The sequence below is a fragment of the Streptomyces sp. NBC_00154 genome, from assembly GCF_026342835.1.
Taxonomy (GTDB): Bacteria; Actinomycetota; Actinomycetes; order Streptomycetales; family Streptomycetaceae; genus Streptomyces.
Map to the genome: position 1 here is coordinate 6,324,352 of NZ_JAPEMI010000001.1, position 16,606 is coordinate 6,340,957.

The window sequence follows — 16,606 nt, forward strand, 5'->3', positions numbered from 1 at the left end:
TGCGCGCGGAGAGCGATCGGAGCAACACGCATGACCTCCACGACGATCAGCCCTGCCCGCCACCGCCTCCTCGGCGACCACACCTGGCAGGACCAGGCCGTCTGCCAGAGCACCGAGTACAACCCGGTGGACCCTGACATCTTCTTCCCCGAGCCCGACGAGACCGCCAAGATCACCGCCGCGAAGTCGCTCTGCGGCCAGTGCCCGGTCCGCCGCACCTGCCTGGACGCCGCCCTCGAAGGCAGCGACACCAACGGCATCCGGGGCGGGATGACCGAGGAGGAGCGCGAGCCCCTGCACGAGAAGCTCGCCAACCGCCTCGACTACAGCCGCGTCAACGCCACCGTCGCCGGGCGCGACGTCCACCTCACCAGGGCCGAGCGACGCGCGGTCGTCCACGCCGCCTACCGCCACGGCCTCACCGAACAGCGCCTGGCCTGGCTCCTGAAGATCAGCGAGGAGCACGCCCAGAAGCTGTACCGCGAGACCCGCCGCGCCATCCGCAACCGAGACCTGGAGCAGACCACGAAGACCACCCTGCCCTCCGAGACCGACGGCGAGCGCCTGGGCCGCGACGACTTCGGGACGGCGGCGTGAGCATCGCGAACGCGCCGAAGGCGGCGCACATCACCGGCTGGGACCGCGCGGCAGTCATCGCCCTCGGCGGTGCGGGATGCGCTCTCTCGTACGACGCCCTGCAGCAGATGGCCGTCGCCATCCACGTCCGCGGTTTCCTGACCTTCCTTTTCCCCCTGGTGATCGACGGGTTCATCGCCTACGGCATCCGGGCCCTGCTGGTGCTCCGCGACGCACCCCTGCGCGCCCGGCTCTACGTGTGGACCCTCTTCGCCACGGCCACCGCCGCCAGCATCTGGGCCAACGCGCTTCACGCGGTCAGGCTCAACGAGGAGAACGCCTCGGCCACCGGATTGCGGCTCGGGGACACGGTGGTCGCCGTACTGTCCACCATCGCCCCGCTCGCCCTGGCCGGAGCGGTCCACCTGTACATCCTCATCGCCCGGGGGCCGGTCAAAGGCAGTGACCGAAGTGACCGTGACGACCTCGGCCCGGCCGGTCACCTCGGTCAGACTGACCGACCGGAGGGCATCGCGGTCACCCGGACTGACCGGGGCGGTCAGCAGCAGCCGCAGGCCGGTCAGGTCAGCGCCGGACAGCCGGTCACTGCCCTGACCGACCGGCCGCGACTGTCCCTGGACAAGCAGCGCCCGAGTCCTCGGTCACTGACCGGGGACAGTGCCCCGGCGGACAGCAGCAACCCGGTCACCGGTCACCACGGTCAGCCGCACGAGGCCGCTGACCTGCCCGGACAGTCGGACACCGCACCGCCGGTCACTGACCGCCCGGCCGGCACCGAGCCGGTCACCGGCCACCAGGACAGCCTCGCGCCGGTCACCGACCGGCCGGTCACTCCGCCGCCGGTCACTGACCGGGACACCCGGACAACCGGTGACCGGCGACCTGACCCGGACACCGAGGAGCTGCTGGAGATCGCCCGGTCAGCGGTCAGGGCCGAGGACAAACTGACCCGCAAGGTGGTCGCCCAGGCGATCCGAGGTCAGCAGATCCCGCTGTCCAGCGACACGCTGACCGCCCTGATGGTCCAGCTCCGCCAGCAGCACGGACAGCGGGCCACCACCTCCCGAAACTGACCGCACACCACATGGGGCGGGTGACCAGCCGGACACCTCGGCCGGTCACCGGCCCCTGGACACGCGCCCCATGACCTCCCGAAGGAACCGGAGAGCACTGCCATGCGTACGAACCCCGCCACACCGGCCGAGGTGGACTGCTGGCTGACCGTCCTGCACCAGCGTGGCCACCTCTATCGCGCCGAATCCGGTCCCGACAACACCTGGACCGTGCAACAAGCCCGACACAGCCGCCCCTGGACCCTGTACCACCCGGTTCTGGCCATGGACTGGATCGACGAACTCGTCCGCGAAATCCGGCAGCAGAATCCGGAGACGAGCCGGTGACCGCCAACGACCCGGTGGGCACCACGTCCGGACAGCAGCGTGACCCCACGACGGCTCCTGGCGGAGCAAGTTGTCGCGTACGACGGTCCTACGGTCCGTCGTACGCACTTGCCCCCGCCCAGGAGGGCGGGGGGAGTCCGGCTGGTCCCCGAGCGAGGGCGCACGGGGACCAGCCGGACTCCCAGCACCAGGGGGCGCCGGTCGCAGGGGGAGAAGCAGACCGCCACGACCACCGCGAGCAGCTGAGCCCGAGCACGCCTGCCTTTCCCGACCGCAAACCGCGCCGCCGCAGCCGCAACCCGAGCGAGCGCACCCGCAAGACGACCACTCGGCTCTCCGACACTGAGAAAGCCGAGATCGTCGCCGCCGCCGCGCAGCGGGGCGTCACCGTCGCCCGATTCCTCGCCGCCGCCTGCCTCGCCGCCGCCCGCGGTTCCACCACCTTGCACACCAACGAACAACTCGACACCGCCATCGACGAGATGGTCGCCCTGCGCACCGCCCTCTCCCGGGTCGGCAACAACATCAACCAGATCGCCTACATCTACAACGCCGGAGGGCAGCCCCGCCCCGGCGAACTCGACCACGCGCTAACGACCCTGACCCGACTCCTGGCCTGCATCGACGACACGGCCGACGCCCTGGTGAAGAAGCGACACTGATGGTGCCCAAGATTCGACGCGGCTCGCGAACCCACGGCCTGCTCGTCTATCTGTACGGCCCCGGCAAACGCGACGAACACATCGACGCCCACCTCGTCGGGAGTTGGGATGGCTTCGCCCCCGACCCCGGGCGCGACACCAGCCCCAACCCCGATCCCAAGGTCACCCTCGCCCGGCTCGCTGCCGCGTTGGACCTGCGTGTCAAGCAGGCTGGCGCCGCGGCACCGGCCGAGCACGTATGGCACTGCTCAGTCCGCACCGACCCCGGCGACCGGACCCTGACCGACGCCGAGTGGAACACTGTCGCGCGCCGCCTGGTCCAAGCCGTCAACCTCGCCCCCGAAGGCGACCCGGACGGATGCCGCTGGGTAGCGGTACGCCACGCGCAGGACCACATCCACATCCTGGCCACCATGGTCCGAGGCGACCTGCGCCGCCCCAGGATGAACTACGACTTCAAGAAGGCCCAGGCCGAATGCCGCCGCATCGAAAAGGAGATGGGCCTGCGCCAACTCAAACCCGGCGACGGCACTGGAGCGAAGGCACCCACCAGCGCCGAACGCTTCAAGGCCGAGCGCACCGGGCGCCCCGAGGCTCCACGCGAGACGCTCCGCGAAGCCGTCCGCCAAGCCCTCGCCGGGGCCGCCACCGAAGAGGAGTTCTTCACCCGGCTGCGCGAGGCGGGTCTGCGCGTGAAGATACGAAAGGCCCCATCCGGCGATGCCATCGGCTACAACGTCGCACTCCCCGGCGACCGCAACCGCGACCGCGAGCCGATCTGGTTCGCGGGCTCCACCCTGGCCCCCGACCTGTCCCTGCCGAAGATCCGCCTTCGCCTGGCAAACGGCACTGCCAACCAGACGAAGCCTTCGGCCGCCACCAGCGGCCGACCGGACTGGTCGCCGCCCGCCCGGGAACGACGCAGCGCCACCGGAATCGCCGAGCGCGCCGCCCTCCTGCTCGACAGCGACGACGACGAAGCCGCAGCTCAACTCGTAGGGGTCGGAGAACTCCTGGACGCGGTCGCCCAGACCTCCCCGGCCGCCACCCGCGCCGAGCTGGGTGCAGCCGCCCGCGCCTTCGAGCGTGCCACCCGCAGCCACGTCCGAGCGGAGCGCGCCGACACCCGGGCGATCCGCTCGGCGGCCCGGGGCATCATCCAGGCCGGCAGCGCCCTCGGCCGTGGCGAGGACGGCGGCACCACCGCCATGCTCCTCTCCACCCTGGTCCTCGTCGCCGTGGCCGCCGCCCGCTGGCACTCCGCCCGTGGTCATGCCCAGCAGGCCCACGCCTCCCGACAGACCGCCGAGCATCTGCGAGCCGCCTACCGCCAGTCTGCCGCCACGCCCATGCAGGCACTGCGCGACCAAGGTCGCGGCCTGCCCGAAGCTGAACGCCGCACCCACCAGGCCACCATCCGCGCAGCCCTGCCGGACGCGGCGCTGCGAGCAGACAGCTCGTCTACGAAGACCGATGCCCTGACCGCCACGCTTGCCCAGGCCGAGCAAGCAGGCCATGACCCCAAGGCCCTTCTCCAGCAGGCCATCGACATGCGCGAACTCGACACCGCCGAGGACGTTAACGACGTCCTGGTCTGGCGGCTGCGCCGTCTCGCCCAGCTCCCCGCTCACCCGGGTGAAGCGACCCGCCGCCCGCAGGCCGGCACCAGCCAGCCCAAGGCCTCGATCAACCGCACCAGCAACGGGACAGTGCCTACGGCAGCAGCTCGCCCCACCGCCTCCGACCCGCGCAACCGCCCACTGCGCCGCTGACGAGAGTCCGGCAGGCCAGTCAACCGGCCTGCCGGACTCCGAGAAACCCCTGGACAACCGGTTCCACCGGCTGTTACGGATGGAAGCAGAAGGACCTTGACCGGGAGATGACGCTCGTGCTCAGAACCACCGACCGCCCCGCAGAGCCGACACCCGTGCTGCCCGTCTTCCCCGCTGGCACCGATCCCCTGTTGCAACTCGAGTACGAGACGCAGCCGCCCAGCGGCCCCGGCGTGACGCGCTGCCTCAGCCACCCGCGCGAGCTGGCCCTGCGCGGGATTCCCGTGATGTGCTCGGCCTGCCGTGCCCGGCGCGACTGGCTGCTCATCAACCACGGCCGCACCGTCTGGATCTGCTGCCGGTGCAGCAACCAGTGGCTCGAACCCGAGATCAGCCGCGCCGACTTCGACACCCTGATCGCCATCCCGGACGGGACTACCTACCCCAGCGTCGAGCAGGGCCTCGCCGCGCTCGGCTTCGATGGGACCTTCGCCGGCACCTACCTGGACTAGTTTTTCAACGTAGAGCGGGCACGGTTGACCTCCGTAGAGATGCGCTCCTGTAGAGGTGTCGGCATGCTCACCGGGACCCCCTCGGCGTCGGCCAGGTAAATGCCGACCAGACCGCGCATCTGTTCTTGGTAAGGGTGGCCGAGGGCTTCGACGACCAGGCGCGCGAGGTCGTTGACCTCCTGGCCAGGGTCGTCCGCGTCCGACTCGTCGAAGAGCATGCGCAGCCCTGGAACGCGAGGGAGTGCGGCGGTGCCGATGGGCCCCGCGTCCCCGACGACGCGCTCGACGACGGCCGAGTGAGGTGGGAAGCGCAAGGTATACGGACCGATCAGGGCCGCCACGGCGGGACAGTTATTCATGGTCAACTCCACTAAGAAGATGCGGAATCGAGCGTACGGTTTACCGAGCAACAGCGTGACTTGTTACACCCGAATGGGCGAGCGGTCACCGTGGTGCCTACGCTCGTCCAGAGCTGCGGTCCACGTGCAAGTGGACTGAACGAGTGCCTTCGGGGCGCTGTCACAACGGGGCAGGGAGTTGCCGTCATGGGGTGGGAATCATTGTTCGTATCCGAGTTCGAGCGACTACAGGTCAGCTCGGACCCCCATCTGCGCGGACGGCAGCTAGAGGATCTACTGGAGCGGCTCTTCCGGAGTGTTCATTTCCGAGTCCAGCGCGACGCCGGAGCCGCCCGCCCGAGGCAGACCGACCTCGTCGTCGGCTACGACGACACCTGGTACGTCGTCGAGGCCAAATGGGAGAAGGCGCCCGTTGGTGTGGACACCTTCGACGGAGTTCGGACGCGCATGGAGCGGGCCGTCCCGGGCTCGATCGGTGTAATCATCAGCGTCGCGGGCTTCACGGACACCGTCCTCCCGCAGGTGGTCGAGTTCCGGGGGAGACAGCCCGTCCTCCTCATCGGCGAGCGGGAGCTGCTGCAGGTTTTCCATGCACCGGAATCGCTCTCCAACCTGTTGAAGACGAAGCGGGACGAACTCATCGTCCATGGCCGTGCCCACTTGGACAAGAACACCACACGCACTGCCGAGCGCCGACCGGTCAACGATCTGCCCGCAGCCAGCCTCACCCTGCTCGGCGGCGACCTGGAGCCGTTGCCGTACATGACGGCCAAGGACGGCTTCGCCGAGCTGGTCTTCGTGCACGAGTTGCCCGACGTCGACTGGGTGATCGCCGGCGGCAATGGGGTCACTGTGGACCTCCCGGTCCGCCGGCTGGACGAGAACGGTCTCGTCGACCTCGTCCACACGCTGAACGCCATGGGCTGGACGACAGCCGAACCGTCCTGGAGCATTCGGCAGGCGACCACCGCCTGGCACGGAACCGGCGCTCGGGAGTTCGTCAACGCGCTGATCGGCAGAAAGAAGCGCTACGACGGGCTGGAGGAGCCCCACCACACCGAACAGGTCACGTACTTCGACACCTGCGCCAGCGGGGGCTTCTACACGCTGACCGCGGACGTCTCCAGCGACCCTTCCCGCATCGTCCTCCGCTGCAACATCTCCTTCCATTTGGTCGGCATTCCGGTCGATATGGCGCCGCTCCGGCACCTCTTCGAGCGATACGACGCCATGGCCACCGGCTTCTTTCGCCCGCTTACAGGCCGCGCCGTGACTCGGGGACACCTGGAGAACCCCGAGCCGCTGGAAGCCGTCGGATACCTCGTCTCCTCTGACGGCATCCCCTCAACCTCCTGGGCCAGCCGCTCCGAGGGCACGTCGGAGGGGGCGGAGATCCCGGAGAAGTGGGTCACCGGCATCGTGGCCCGGAACCCCTACTACAGGCCCGCACGAGGTACGACGCCGGAAGGTTGGCCGGCGGCGGCCGAATCCAGCGAGTTCGTCGTCTGCGCCCTGCGCTCCCATCATCCACTGGGAGAGAAGCCCGAGTGCTACTCGTTGATCTCGTGGGAACTGGCCCGGACCTCGGATGCCCAGGTGTTCCGTCTCGTGGCTGACTGGTAGGCGGACCGGGCGACTGGTGGTGCGGCAGGTTCTGCCAGGGGTTGAGGGTGGGAGTCTTGCCTGTTTCGGGTGTCTGCGGGGGTGGGGTGCTGTCGGCAGGTGCGTTGTCAGGAAGCCGACGATGGCGAAGCAACTCCTGCACCCGGCACGACCGACCCACGGAGCCGCTCCCTAGGTGAGCGATGTACCAAACGCTGAGGCGCGCCACCAACATGTCGGTGGCGCGCCTCGGTCTTGCAGGGTGGTCAGCCGCGGCCGCCGTTCTTCGGCAGCCCACCCCGGAAGTCGCAGCCGGGGCGCTCGTCCTCGCCTTGGATATGACCCTCGTACCAGCCGTGCACGGCCGCATGCAGGATCGCCTCCTCCACCGAGGCTTCGCCGCTGCGGACCGATGCGATGGCATTGCCGACGACCACCCGGAGCACAGCATCGTCGGGCGAAGGGAACGGCGGGGACGGCATCGGCGAGTCGGACGTCACGGCCGCAGCCTACGGGCGGGCACGAGCGCCGGTCAGCCGGACGGAGTGATCTCGTGCTGGGAGGGGGCCGTGCAGGTCGCTCCGGAACCCTCGGCCGACGGGCCGCCAGCCCTGGAAGGTAGCGGGCTTCCAGCGAGGCCGGTCCGGCACGGTGGTGTCGTCGGGCGCGGGCAGGCTGCCCCGGCTCTTTCGGCTGCGGGCGGCGCGGACGCTGATGCCCAGGTGGGCGGCGACCTCCGGATACCCCCAGAGCCGCTGGTCGTCGGCCATCGTGTCCTCCTCGTTCGTCGGGGATGAGCGGCTGGGGAACGCGGTGTAGGCGGGTATCTCGGCGACCTCGGCGTCCGAGGATGAGGTCACCCGTGTCTGGATCTTCCACCGCGTCGGGTAACTGATCTTCTGCCATGCCTGGTTGGGGATGCTGAGGACGACCCGTTTGATGGACGGGTTCATGCCGGTGGTGATGGAGAAGCGGGCGCCGGCCCGGCGGCAGGCTGCGATCACTCCGGCGTTGTAGAACTGGGAGTCCGCGCGCGCGAGCTGTTTCCTGTCTGGCGCTACCACCCCTTCTTCACCGACAACCCCGCCCAGACACTCCAGACCGAACGGGAACACCGCCACCACGCTGTCGTCGAGCAGGTCATCGCGGACAGCAAAGCCGGCGCTCTGGCCCACCTGCCCTCCGGGTACTTCCACGCCAACTCGGCTTGGCTCATCCTGTGGGCGATGGCCTACAACCTGCTGCGGGCCGTCGGAGCACACACCTCGGCCTTCCACGCGGAGGCGACCACCGCCACGATCCGTGCCCACCTGGTCCACGTCCCGGCCCGGATCGCTCGCTCCGCATGGCGCATCATCCTGCACCTGCCCCACAACTGGCCCTGGCTGCAAGCCTGGACGCATATATCGCCATCACCCACGGCCCACCGGGACTGATCTGACACCCCTGTCCAACCCGCCCTCAAGGCCCGACCGGAACCGAACCCGCGGAAAAGCGGCTCTCCTGTCGCTTCCGTGGGTAGGTTCATGCAGCTTGACGCCCTGGTAGGTGGGGTCGGTGGCCGCCGAGGCTGAGCATGGTCAGTGCGATGAGCGCTGCGGGGTCCTTGAAGCCGAAGGCCATGCGGGTGATCAGGCGGATCTTGGTGTTCATGCTCTCCACGATCCCGTTGCTCATGGAGTGCTCGGCTGCCGCCGTGATGGCGTCCCAGTGCTTGACGATGGCCCGTTGCAGCTTGACGAAGGGCTCCAGTCGGGAGCGGCGGGCCCAAGACACCCAGTCGAGGAGGGCCTCGGGGGTGTCGGGGCCGGATTTCAACGCCAGGCGAAGGCCCTCCTTGAGCAGGTATGCGCGGTGCAGGACGGGGTGGGCTTTCGCGATGAACTCCAGTTGCGCGCGCTGGTGTTCGGTGAGGTCCTCAGGGCGTTTCCACAGGGCCCAGCGGGCCTTCTTCAGTGACTTCGAGCCCGGGGTGGCGCGGCCCTTGCCGCCGCGCTCGGCGTTCCAGACCTCGCGGCGCACGGTGTCCAGGGCGTCGGTGGCCCACTGCACGACGTGGAACGGGTCCATCACCCGCACCGCCTGCGGGCAGCGCTCGGCGACTACCTTCGCGATCCAGTCGGCGGCATCCGCGGACACGTGGGTGATCTTCGCGGAGCGTTCAGGTCCGAGCAGGTCGAAGAAGGACCGCAGTGTCTCCTTGTCCCGGCCGGCCGCCGCCCACACGAGCCGGCCGCTGTCGTGGTCGACCACCACGGTCAGGTACTTGTGGTGCCGCTTGTAGGAGATCTCGTCGATGCCGATCCGGGTAAGGCCCGCGAGCAGGTCCACGCGCTGTTCGACGTCCGACCACACGCGGGCGCAGATGCCGCCGACCGTGCGCCAGCCGATCCTCAGCAGTTGGACCACCGTGGTCTTCGAGCAGTGCGTGGCCAGCCAGGCCACCGTGTCGTCGAAGGCCAGGGTGTGCCCGGCACCGTGGCGGGCCCAGGGCACGTGGGCGACGACCACACCGTGCTCGGGACAGGACACCCGCGGCGCGTCGGCCTCGATGAACGCCCGGACCACCCCCAGGTCCAGGGCACGCCAGCGCCGGCGGCCCTCGCCGTTGTCGAACCGGGCGCACCGGCGACCGCAGACCCCGCACCGCTGCCGCCGCCTCTTCGCCGGGCGGGCATGGGCCACGATCACCACATCCCAGGGGCCCGCCTCCGCGCCGTTGCCCTCCTCGGCCTCGACCGACGCGACCACCGTGTGTTCGACTCCGAGCAGCCGAGTCCATATGCTTGCAGATCGCACGCCGTATCCAGGTTCTTCCGTTTCGTACTGTCGCAAGTCGAAACGTAGCCGGGCTACGGCGTGTTCTGCGTATCAGCCCTGGTCAGCGACCCACGGAAGCGACAGGAGAGCCGGAAAAGCTGGATAGACCAGCAGATACCACCTGCCCAAAACCGAGCACCGACCCGGCACCAGCTCAGACCGTCAGAAGATCCTTTTCAATCCAAGGCGGTGGATCCACGCTTAGCAGCTCGGATTCTGCCGCAGTTCCAGGGTCGACCAGGCCCTCGGCGGGCTCGCGCCCCCGGCCTGCATATCCGCAGATCAGCGGCGGCGCGAGCGTTCTGCAGCGACTCCGTCGGCACTGCTCAGGAGTGGCCCCCGAGGCTCACAGGTTGCCGCTACCTTCGTCGTCACCGTTGGCGTTGTAGACGTAGATGCTTACGTCACCCTTCTCGCTCTCCTGCCAGTCGGTGAGGGCGTCGACGATCAGCTCAGCCTCCGAGTCGTGGTCGTACTCCTCCCCCTGGTAGTCCGTGTAGACCTTCACCTCCCACGCCTCCCAGTCGTCCGCGTTCCCGTCGAAGCCCTTCAACTTGGTCACGTGATTCACCACGGCCTTTTGCTGGGCCGTCCCGTGCTTCACCGTGAACGCCTTGAACTGTCGAGCCCACTCCTGCGGCGACCAGTCACCCTTCGGTGCCGGCGCACTGCTTTCGCTCGCGCTCGGCGTCGGTGCAGCGATCGTCTTGGTGACGGTCGGGCCGGGCTTCGGCAACGCCTCTGTACTGGTGGCTGTGCCGACTACCGCGCCAACGGCAAGGCTCGCCACTCCGGTGAGGATGTATCCCGCAACATGGTTCTTGTTCATAGTGGCCCCCCTCTTGATCAACAATGGCCGGAGATTAACAGAATGATCAAGCAAATGCCGAGGGGTCATGACATAGCAGGCTTGGGCGCAAGGGTCTTCCTGAAGGGGCGGCCTGCCGGCCGCCACGGCCGCTTGCCGCTTGCCGCCTTCACGTTGTCCGCCCTCCGGGCGGCATCACTCTTCGCGGCGACTCTTCCGCCGTCGCTTTCCTCGCCGTCGCACTTCGGGCGCCGCCGAAGTCTGACGCAGGTCACAGGCTTTCGTCTTTCCGAAACCAAGATCAACTTGCGACTTTGGGGCGAGTACCTCTCTGCCATACGGCAGTGGGAGGACGTGAGCGGCCGCGCTGCTCCCTCACCTACCGAGGTGGGACGCAAGGGCGGTCCCCGCGTGACTGTCGAGTGGGTTGAGTGGCGCATGGACCTCCCCCTCGGTCACGTCACGGACGTGCCCGGCCTGACGCCCGGGCAACAGCTTCAGATCCTCGCGAACGGCGTAGTCCCGCAGCAGGCTTCGACCGCGTTCGCGGCCCTCCTCGACCTGGAGGTGTAGTGCCCAACTGGGAAGGCTCCGACCGGCGCGAGAGGTTGCCGGCGGATTGGCCGCGCATCCGACTTCGCATCCTGCGACGAGACGGGCATCGCTGCACTCGCCACGATCAGTGCGGCGAGCGCAGAGGAACTCGCTACCGACGTAGACCACATCGTGCCTGGTGATGACCATCGAGAGACCAACCTTCGAGCGCACTGCGGGTTCCATCACCAGGCCAAGTGCTCACGCGAAGGAGCCCTCGCTCTGGCCGCCCAGCGGCGGCGTCACGAGAAGAGGTTCCACCGGGTTGAAGCGCAGCCGGGCAAACTCAGCCCCTGAACTGATCTTTCCATCCAGGTCACTTGCTCATCTATTCACCAGAAACCCTCGCTCTCGTGAGGATGTTGACTCTGTATCAGTTCGGTGTAGTCTCGTGTGTATTGGCACTCGTCACATGGGAGGGGCAATGTCAGAACACGAAGGAACGCCGCGTTCGCTGCGCATCAGCTTTGAGTTCGAGGTGCCGCGCGGCCTGAAGGGGGTCAACATCCCTGGGGCCAGCGTTCAAAAGGCACTGGACACCATGGCCGACCGCATCATCGGCCTTTCCGAGAGCCTGTTCCCTTGGGCTGGGAAGGTCGCCGTCCGCAAGCAGTGGGTCTACCACTGGACGGACTGCGAGGAGACCATCCAGCTCCCGGCCAACGACAAGAACACCCCGAAGTAGATCCGCAGATGAGAAGGCGTGGCCCGTCGTGCATCGACGGGCCACAGCCATATCCTCGCGTCGGAGGGGAGGGACCGATGTCCGGCCCGGTACCTCACCGCGAGGCGGACCTCGCCCGCCCGCGTACGCGGTGTCGGGGGCGTCGTGGTCGCTCACGGGGTTCCTCGCAGCAGGGATGGGGCTCGGTCGAATCGGGTGTGGTGGCCGGGGCGGGCCGGGCGGTCACGGCAGGCCTGGACAGCAGGTAGGGGAGCATCGACGCCGGCCGGGGGGGTGGGGTGAATCGACCTACTGAACCTGTCGCCGCAGGTCAGGACCTGTACGGCGGCCTGCCGGAGGCGTGCCTGGGCGGCAGGCCGCGGGCAGGTCACGAAAACGCCCCGAGTGCCTCTTCACGTCGGCCAGGAGGTAGCCGGTGGGCTCGCCGGGTAGGTGCCGCAGCCGGGTGGAGGCCAACTCCGCGCCGGCGTCGGAGAGGGCCCGGCGGAGGTTGCGGCCGATCACGGCGAGCCGGTCGGAGCGGTCGTCCCAGCAGCCCCAGCGGTCCGCGTCGTCGGCGATCAGAGGGTCAGCGGTCTGGGAGACGGTCAGCGCGTCGGGGTCTTATTCGGCGCGGAAGGCTTTGTGCAGGATGGCGGGCGCCAGAGGCGGAGTGGCATCGGCGCGACTGCGGGCGAGCAGGTCCTGGTACTGCTGCCCCAGCCCGGTCTCAGTGAGGGTGTGGGCGAGGTCCGGCAGCCCGGCGGTGGCGCGTTCGACGCCGAGCTGGGCGGCCTGGGCGTCGGTGACCTCACGGACCTGGTAGCGGACGGGCCGGTTTGGCATGCCAGGCAGGCCCTGGGCGTAGATCAGTCCGGCGTCGTTGACCTGGGTGTGGGTGGCGGCCTGCAACAAGTCGGCGCGGTAGCCCTCGGAGATGGCGCCGCCACCGAGAAGTTCCGTGACATCCACGCGGCGGCAGGCCCCCAGCAGGCGGGCGGACAGCTTGGGGCCGATGGCCTGCCCGAGGTAGTCCCGGGTGCCAAACTGGCTGCCCGCCTCGAACCAGATAGCCTCCTTGCGGCCGAGCAGCAGCCCGCGCACCAGCTTCGCCTTGGCCTCGCAGCTCAGCTGCGGCCACTCGTTGACGAACGCCACGATGGCCGGGTGCTCCTCGCTGACGCGCCACTTGTTGCCCCAGCCGTAGCGGGCACGCTGGCGAGCGCGGGCGACCCAGTTGTCCAAGGTGGTCTCCTTGATCCCCAGGTCCTTGGCGACCTCGCCGATCGTCTTCCCGGTCTCGGTGACGATCCGCACGGCCCCCTCGCGGAACTCCGCGTCGTACCGCTGACGCTGATCTGCCATGACTCCAACTTCCCCTGCAGTCACGGTCTTCACGCTACGTGGGGAACCTCAGTATGCTCCTCATATGCAAGTGAGCAGAGCGCTAGAGCAGCACGTTGCAGTGTTCGGCGAGAGCGGCAGTGGCAAGACCGTCATGCTCTCCTCCTTCTACGGAGCCACGCAGGAGCCTCGGCACCTACAGAAGAGTCTGTTCCATGTCGTGGCGGACGAGATTGGCCAGGGCACTCGGCTGCATCGAAACTACCTTGGCATGAGAGATTCAGCGCGACTGCCCGCGTCCACCCGTTTCTCCGCCACGTCCTACTCTTTCTCAGTCAGGCTGAAGGATGGGTTCGATGCCAAGGCGATAAAGGCCAGACCTTTCGACGCCCTGCGCCTCGTCTGGCACGATTACCCGGGGGAGTGGTTCGAGGAGGACGTGAGCGGGCCAGAGGAGGCCCAACGCAGGGTTGACACGTTCATGTCTTTGCTGGGCTCTGATGTCGCTCTCTTGCTGGTGGACGGTCAGCGGTTGCTGGACAACGTCGGAGAGGAAGAACGGTACCTGAAGTCGTTGCTGACCAATTTCCGCAACGGACTGCTGTCGCTTAAGGGCGATCTGTTGGAGGACGGCAAGCCTCTCGTCGAATTTCCGCGTATCTGGATAATGGCGCTGTCAAAGTCCGATCTGCTGCCGAACCTGGACGTGTTCAAGTTCAGGGATCTCCTCATAGAGAAGGCCGGCGAGGACATAGTCGAATTGCGCGAGGTGCTCGCTGGGCTAGTGGAGGCCAGCGACGCGTTGTCCGTGGGTGAGGACTTCGTGCTGCTTTCGTCAGCGAAGTTCGGCGCAGAAAAGATTGAGGTGACCAAGCGCGTTGGTCTGGAGTTGATCCTGCCACTGGCCGCCATGCTCCCATTCGAGCGGCACGTCCGGTGGGCCCAGTTGAAGCAAATCCCTGTGAAAGTGGCCGAGAGTCTGCTGGGCGGCGCCGGAGCTCTGGCCGCTGCGCTGATCGGACGCAAGGTCAAGCTGCCTGGCTCAGTAGGCCTTCTGCGGAACCTTGTCGGCTTCGTTCTCTCGAAGGAAGTCTTGAACGATGCGGCCAAGCTAGCAGGGGACAAACTCAGGGATATCAACTCCGAAGCGCTGGCCAAACAAGACTACCTAACAGCCACGTTGACCCGCTTCCGGATGGACTTGGACAGGGGCGAAGAGGAGCAGATCCTTCTCAGGAGCTGTAAATGAGCCTCATCTGGGCCACTCGTGGGCGGACCTGGGGTTTCCGGTTTCTCCGTGACGGGGGATACAAGGATCCGCTCCGGGTCTACGACGATGTCTTCTCGGGTGTCGGGGACGAGCCGGAAGTCTGGCGCCGCGTCGCCGAGAAGGGGGCGCTGCGTTTCCCAGATCCTTTGGGACGGCAAGACAGGGCCGGCAGAATCATCCCACACGATTTCGTCGTCTTCGGGCCCTTGGCCGATAAGGTCGACTCGGTTGAGGACGCTCGTCGGCTGGTCTGGCCCCAGGTTGCCGACGTATTCGCTCGGGTCTGGGAGCTGCCCGAGCCACCCTCGTCTAGCAAGTGACTTCAGCGGCATAATCCATCTCGCCAGCACGCTCAGGGCTGCCAATTACTCTAGCCTCGCCGTGTCGCTTGGGTAGGGAGTGTCATGAATCAGGCTCTGACAAGATTTTCGTAGCCGTTGATCGCCCGCCGGGATGATCAGTTGAGCAGGATGCGGTGGCGGAGGAGGCGGAAGCCGGCGCGGCCGTACATCTGTCGCTTGATCAGTTTCGTCTTCGTGTTGACGCCTTCGGTTCCGCCGTTGTGGAAGGGGAGGGTGAGTCCGTTGACGACGGCGTCGTGGTCGCGTTCCAGTCCGCGGGTGAAGGCGTGCAGGTGGGGCAGGTCGTCTTCGCGGACCTGGGAGATCCACTCCTGGAGGTGTCGGGCGTTGTCGGCGGCGGGGGTGAGCAGGGCCGCGAAGGAACGGATGTGCCCGGCCAGGGCGGTCATCTCGGGGCAAGCCCCGGTCAGCGCTCTGAGGAGCTCGCGGTCCTTGTCCTTGAGCTGCTCGGGCTCGGTACACAGCAGGCCCTTGAGGCGGCGAGGTGAGACGGCGGGGCGGTCGGACTGGACGCGGCCCTGGTTGATGTAGCGGTAGAGGAGGTTCGAGCTGCCCTGGTAGCCAAGTTTCTTGATCTCCTCCAGGAGATGCCTGATGCTCACGGCGGGGTCCTCCTCGCGGCGCCGTCGCAGGTGGTCACGGTAGGGGTCGACCAGGGTGGGCCGGTACTGCGGGGCCTTCTTCAGTTGCTCGGGCTCGGGGACTCGGGCATAACGTTTGACGGTGTTCAGCGCCAGTTGCAGGCGGCGGGCGCAGTCCAGCAGGCCGACGCCCTGGTCGAGCAGGGCGTGGACCTGATGCCAGCGTTCCCGGGTAGTTTCCTCGCGGACACGGGCCTGGGAGGGCGGTCCGCATTTCGCCCAGCAGCCGGCGTGCGCGTGGACCTCCTTGAGGACAGCCTCCCCGAGGTTGTGCCACAGGTGCCAGCGGTCGGCGATCTGCGGCACGTACCGGCTGTGCTGCCACGCCGACCCCTGCCCGCAGCCCGGGCAGATCACCGAGACCCCGGCGGCAGTCCGCACCGTGATCCTGACCAGGCCCTCGCCTGCCTCCACCGCCTCGACCAGCACCGAAGCCAGGTGGGGAAGCAGCGCCGTCAACTCGACATCACACGCCACCAGCGTCCCGCACCAAGGCACTTGCCGAGGCCGAAACCGCAAAGTCGATCAACGGCTACGAAAATCTTGTCAGAGCCTGATTCCTGATAGACCCCCTCACGGGACAGTCGCCCGGTCACGCGCAGCAGGTTGTTGGCGGGACCAACGCGTGAGCGGCCGGGGGAATACGACGCGCCCCGAATACCGAACAGCTCGGATGCTGATGCCTAGATGAGCGGCGACCCCCTGATGCCCCCAGAGTTGCTGGTCGTCAGCCATCGTGTCCTCCTCGTTCGTCGGTGATGAGCGTACGCAACGCGCGGATGGGCGTACGGCAAGGCCGCCCCTGCCTGATCGGTGCGGGGCGGCCTTCTGCGGTTTCGGTCAGACCTGGGCGAGGCGGTTCGAGAGGTCGAGGGCGGCGGTCGCGATCGTGAGGGCGGCGCACAGGCCGAGCACCTCGTGGATGGTCGGGCGGATCAGGCGCGGCCAGTCGTCCGGGGCGGCGGGCCAGGAGGCGAGATGCACCTCGGTGGTGGCCAGGCCCAGATGGGCCGTGACGTTCCAGCCCGCGAGGGAGGCGGGCTCCCAGGGCAGGCGACTGCGGCCAAGGGGGAGTCTCGGGGTCTCGACGGCGAGCCACGTGACGTCGAGCGGCCCATCGGGCAGGGCGGAGACGCGCTGGACCAGCGCGCCGCGCACGCCGCTCGGCATGGGCCGTACGGCGAGGCCGTGCAGCGGAA

The 16,606-nt window shown here is 67.9% G+C and carries 18 protein-coding genes and 1 pseudogene; 11 read left to right on the forward strand and 8 right to left on the reverse strand.

The features are described 5' to 3' along the window. Window positions 1–30: 30 nt before the first annotated feature. From OHA03_RS28385 to OHA03_RS28410, 6 genes are all read left to right on the forward strand, one after another. Window positions 31–597, forward strand: coding sequence for a WhiB family transcriptional regulator (locus OHA03_RS28385; RefSeq protein ID WP_267006568.1), 567 nt, complete (start codon window positions 31–33; stop codon window positions 595–597). Then, complete coding sequence (locus OHA03_RS28390; RefSeq protein ID WP_267006569.1) at window positions 594–1,670, forward strand: DUF2637 domain-containing protein; 1,077 nt, start codon at window positions 594–596, stop codon at window positions 1,668–1,670. The genes OHA03_RS28385 and OHA03_RS28390 overlap by 4 nt, the downstream gene beginning before the upstream one ends. Before the next feature lie 102 nt (window positions 1,671–1,772). Beyond that, on the forward strand, window positions 1,773–1,997 hold the full coding sequence (locus OHA03_RS28395; RefSeq protein ID WP_267006570.1) for a hypothetical protein: 225 nt from the start codon (window positions 1,773–1,775) through the stop codon (window positions 1,995–1,997). Continuing rightward, the gene (locus OHA03_RS28400; protein WP_267006571.1) at window positions 1,994–2,659 is read left to right on the forward strand and encodes a hypothetical protein; all 666 of its coding nucleotides are present in this window, start codon (window positions 1,994–1,996) and stop codon (window positions 2,657–2,659) included. Before OHA03_RS28395 ends, OHA03_RS28400 begins: the two co-directional genes overlap by 4 nt. Continuing rightward, window positions 2,659–4,431, forward strand: a complete 1,773-nt coding sequence (locus OHA03_RS28405; protein ID WP_267006572.1) for a mobilization protein — start codon at window positions 2,659–2,661, stop codon at window positions 4,429–4,431. The genes OHA03_RS28400 and OHA03_RS28405 overlap by 1 nt, the downstream gene beginning before the upstream one ends. 107 nt (window positions 4,432–4,538) lie before the next feature. Then, window positions 4,539–4,943 (forward strand): hypothetical protein, encoded by a 405-nt coding sequence (locus OHA03_RS28410; protein WP_267006573.1) that lies wholly within the window; start codon window positions 4,539–4,541, stop codon window positions 4,941–4,943. On the opposite strand, the gene OHA03_RS28415 is transcribed toward OHA03_RS28410, so the two are convergent. Beyond that, on the reverse strand, window positions 4,940–5,302 hold the full coding sequence (locus tag OHA03_RS28415) for a hypothetical protein (protein ID WP_267006574.1): 363 nt from the start codon (window positions 5,300–5,302) through the stop codon (window positions 4,940–4,942). The two genes, OHA03_RS28410 and OHA03_RS28415, sit on opposite strands and share 4 nt — an antisense overlap. Window positions 5,303–5,488: 186 nt before the next feature. Here OHA03_RS28415 and OHA03_RS28420 point away from each other — a divergent pair, with 186 nt between their 5' ends. Beyond that, window positions 5,489–6,925 carry a restriction endonuclease gene (locus OHA03_RS28420; protein ID WP_267006575.1) on the forward strand — a complete coding sequence of 479 codons (1,437 nt, stop codon included), beginning with the start codon at window positions 5,489–5,491 and terminating at the stop codon, window positions 6,923–6,925. Between the two features lie 245 nt (window positions 6,926–7,170). On the opposite strand, the gene OHA03_RS28425 is transcribed toward OHA03_RS28420, so the two are convergent. Both OHA03_RS28425 and OHA03_RS28430 read right to left on the reverse strand, forming a co-directional pair. Beyond that, on the reverse strand, window positions 7,171–7,404 hold the full coding sequence (locus OHA03_RS28425; protein WP_267006576.1) for a hypothetical protein: 234 nt from the start codon (window positions 7,402–7,404) through the stop codon (window positions 7,171–7,173). A 9-nt stretch (window positions 7,405–7,413) separates the two neighbouring features. After that, window positions 7,414–8,079: a hypothetical protein gene (locus OHA03_RS28430; RefSeq protein WP_267006577.1), complete on the reverse strand. Its 666-nt coding sequence runs from the start codon at window positions 8,077–8,079 to the stop codon at window positions 7,414–7,416. Between OHA03_RS28430 and OHA03_RS28435 the strand changes: the two genes are divergently transcribed. Continuing rightward, the gene (locus OHA03_RS28435) at window positions 8,047–8,340 is read left to right on the forward strand and encodes a transposase (protein WP_267008194.1); all 294 of its coding nucleotides are present in this window, start codon (window positions 8,047–8,049) and stop codon (window positions 8,338–8,340) included. The two genes, OHA03_RS28430 and OHA03_RS28435, sit on opposite strands and share 33 nt — an antisense overlap. 88 nt (window positions 8,341–8,428) lie before the next feature. Here OHA03_RS28435 and OHA03_RS28440 read toward each other — a convergent pair whose 3' ends face one another. Both OHA03_RS28440 and OHA03_RS28445 read right to left on the reverse strand, forming a co-directional pair. Next, entirely contained in the window at window positions 8,429–9,703 is a 1,275-nt protein-coding gene (locus OHA03_RS28440; protein WP_267005943.1) for an ISL3 family transposase, read from the reverse strand. A gap of 367 nt (window positions 9,704–10,070) precedes the next feature. Then, the gene (locus OHA03_RS28445; protein ID WP_267006578.1) at window positions 10,071–10,553 is read right to left on the reverse strand and encodes a hypothetical protein; all 483 of its coding nucleotides are present in this window, start codon (window positions 10,551–10,553) and stop codon (window positions 10,071–10,073) included. 417 nt (window positions 10,554–10,970) lie between these two features. Here OHA03_RS28445 and OHA03_RS28450 point away from each other — a divergent pair, with 417 nt between their 5' ends. Together OHA03_RS28450 and OHA03_RS28455 are read left to right on the forward strand one after the other, a co-directional pair. Then, window positions 10,971–11,105, forward strand: coding sequence for a hypothetical protein (locus OHA03_RS28450; protein ID WP_267006579.1), 135 nt, complete (start codon window positions 10,971–10,973; stop codon window positions 11,103–11,105). A gap of 445 nt (window positions 11,106–11,550) precedes the next feature. Continuing rightward, complete coding sequence (locus tag OHA03_RS28455; protein WP_267006580.1) at window positions 11,551–11,811, forward strand: hypothetical protein; 261 nt, start codon at window positions 11,551–11,553, stop codon at window positions 11,809–11,811. 603 nt (window positions 11,812–12,414) lie between these two features. On the opposite strand, the gene OHA03_RS28460 is transcribed toward OHA03_RS28455, so the two are convergent. Then, window positions 12,415–13,155 (reverse strand): transposase, encoded by a 741-nt coding sequence (locus tag OHA03_RS28460; protein ID WP_267006581.1) that lies wholly within the window; start codon window positions 13,153–13,155, stop codon window positions 12,415–12,417. 64 nt (window positions 13,156–13,219) lie between these two features. On the opposite strand from OHA03_RS28460, the gene OHA03_RS28465 reads away from it, so the two are divergent. Next, window positions 13,220–14,383, forward strand: a complete 1,164-nt coding sequence (locus OHA03_RS28465; RefSeq protein WP_267006582.1) for a hypothetical protein — start codon at window positions 13,220–13,222, stop codon at window positions 14,381–14,383. 478 nt (window positions 14,384–14,861) lie between these two features. On the opposite strand, the pseudogene OHA03_RS28470 reads toward OHA03_RS28465, so the two are convergent. After that, window positions 14,862–15,707 (reverse strand): annotated as a pseudogene (locus OHA03_RS28470) (transposase); the annotation flags it as partial. Between the two features lie 540 nt (window positions 15,708–16,247). Then, window positions 16,248–16,577: an esterase gene (locus tag OHA03_RS28475; RefSeq protein WP_267008195.1), complete on the reverse strand. Its 330-nt coding sequence runs from the start codon at window positions 16,575–16,577 to the stop codon at window positions 16,248–16,250. Window positions 16,578–16,606 lie beyond the last annotated feature (29 nt).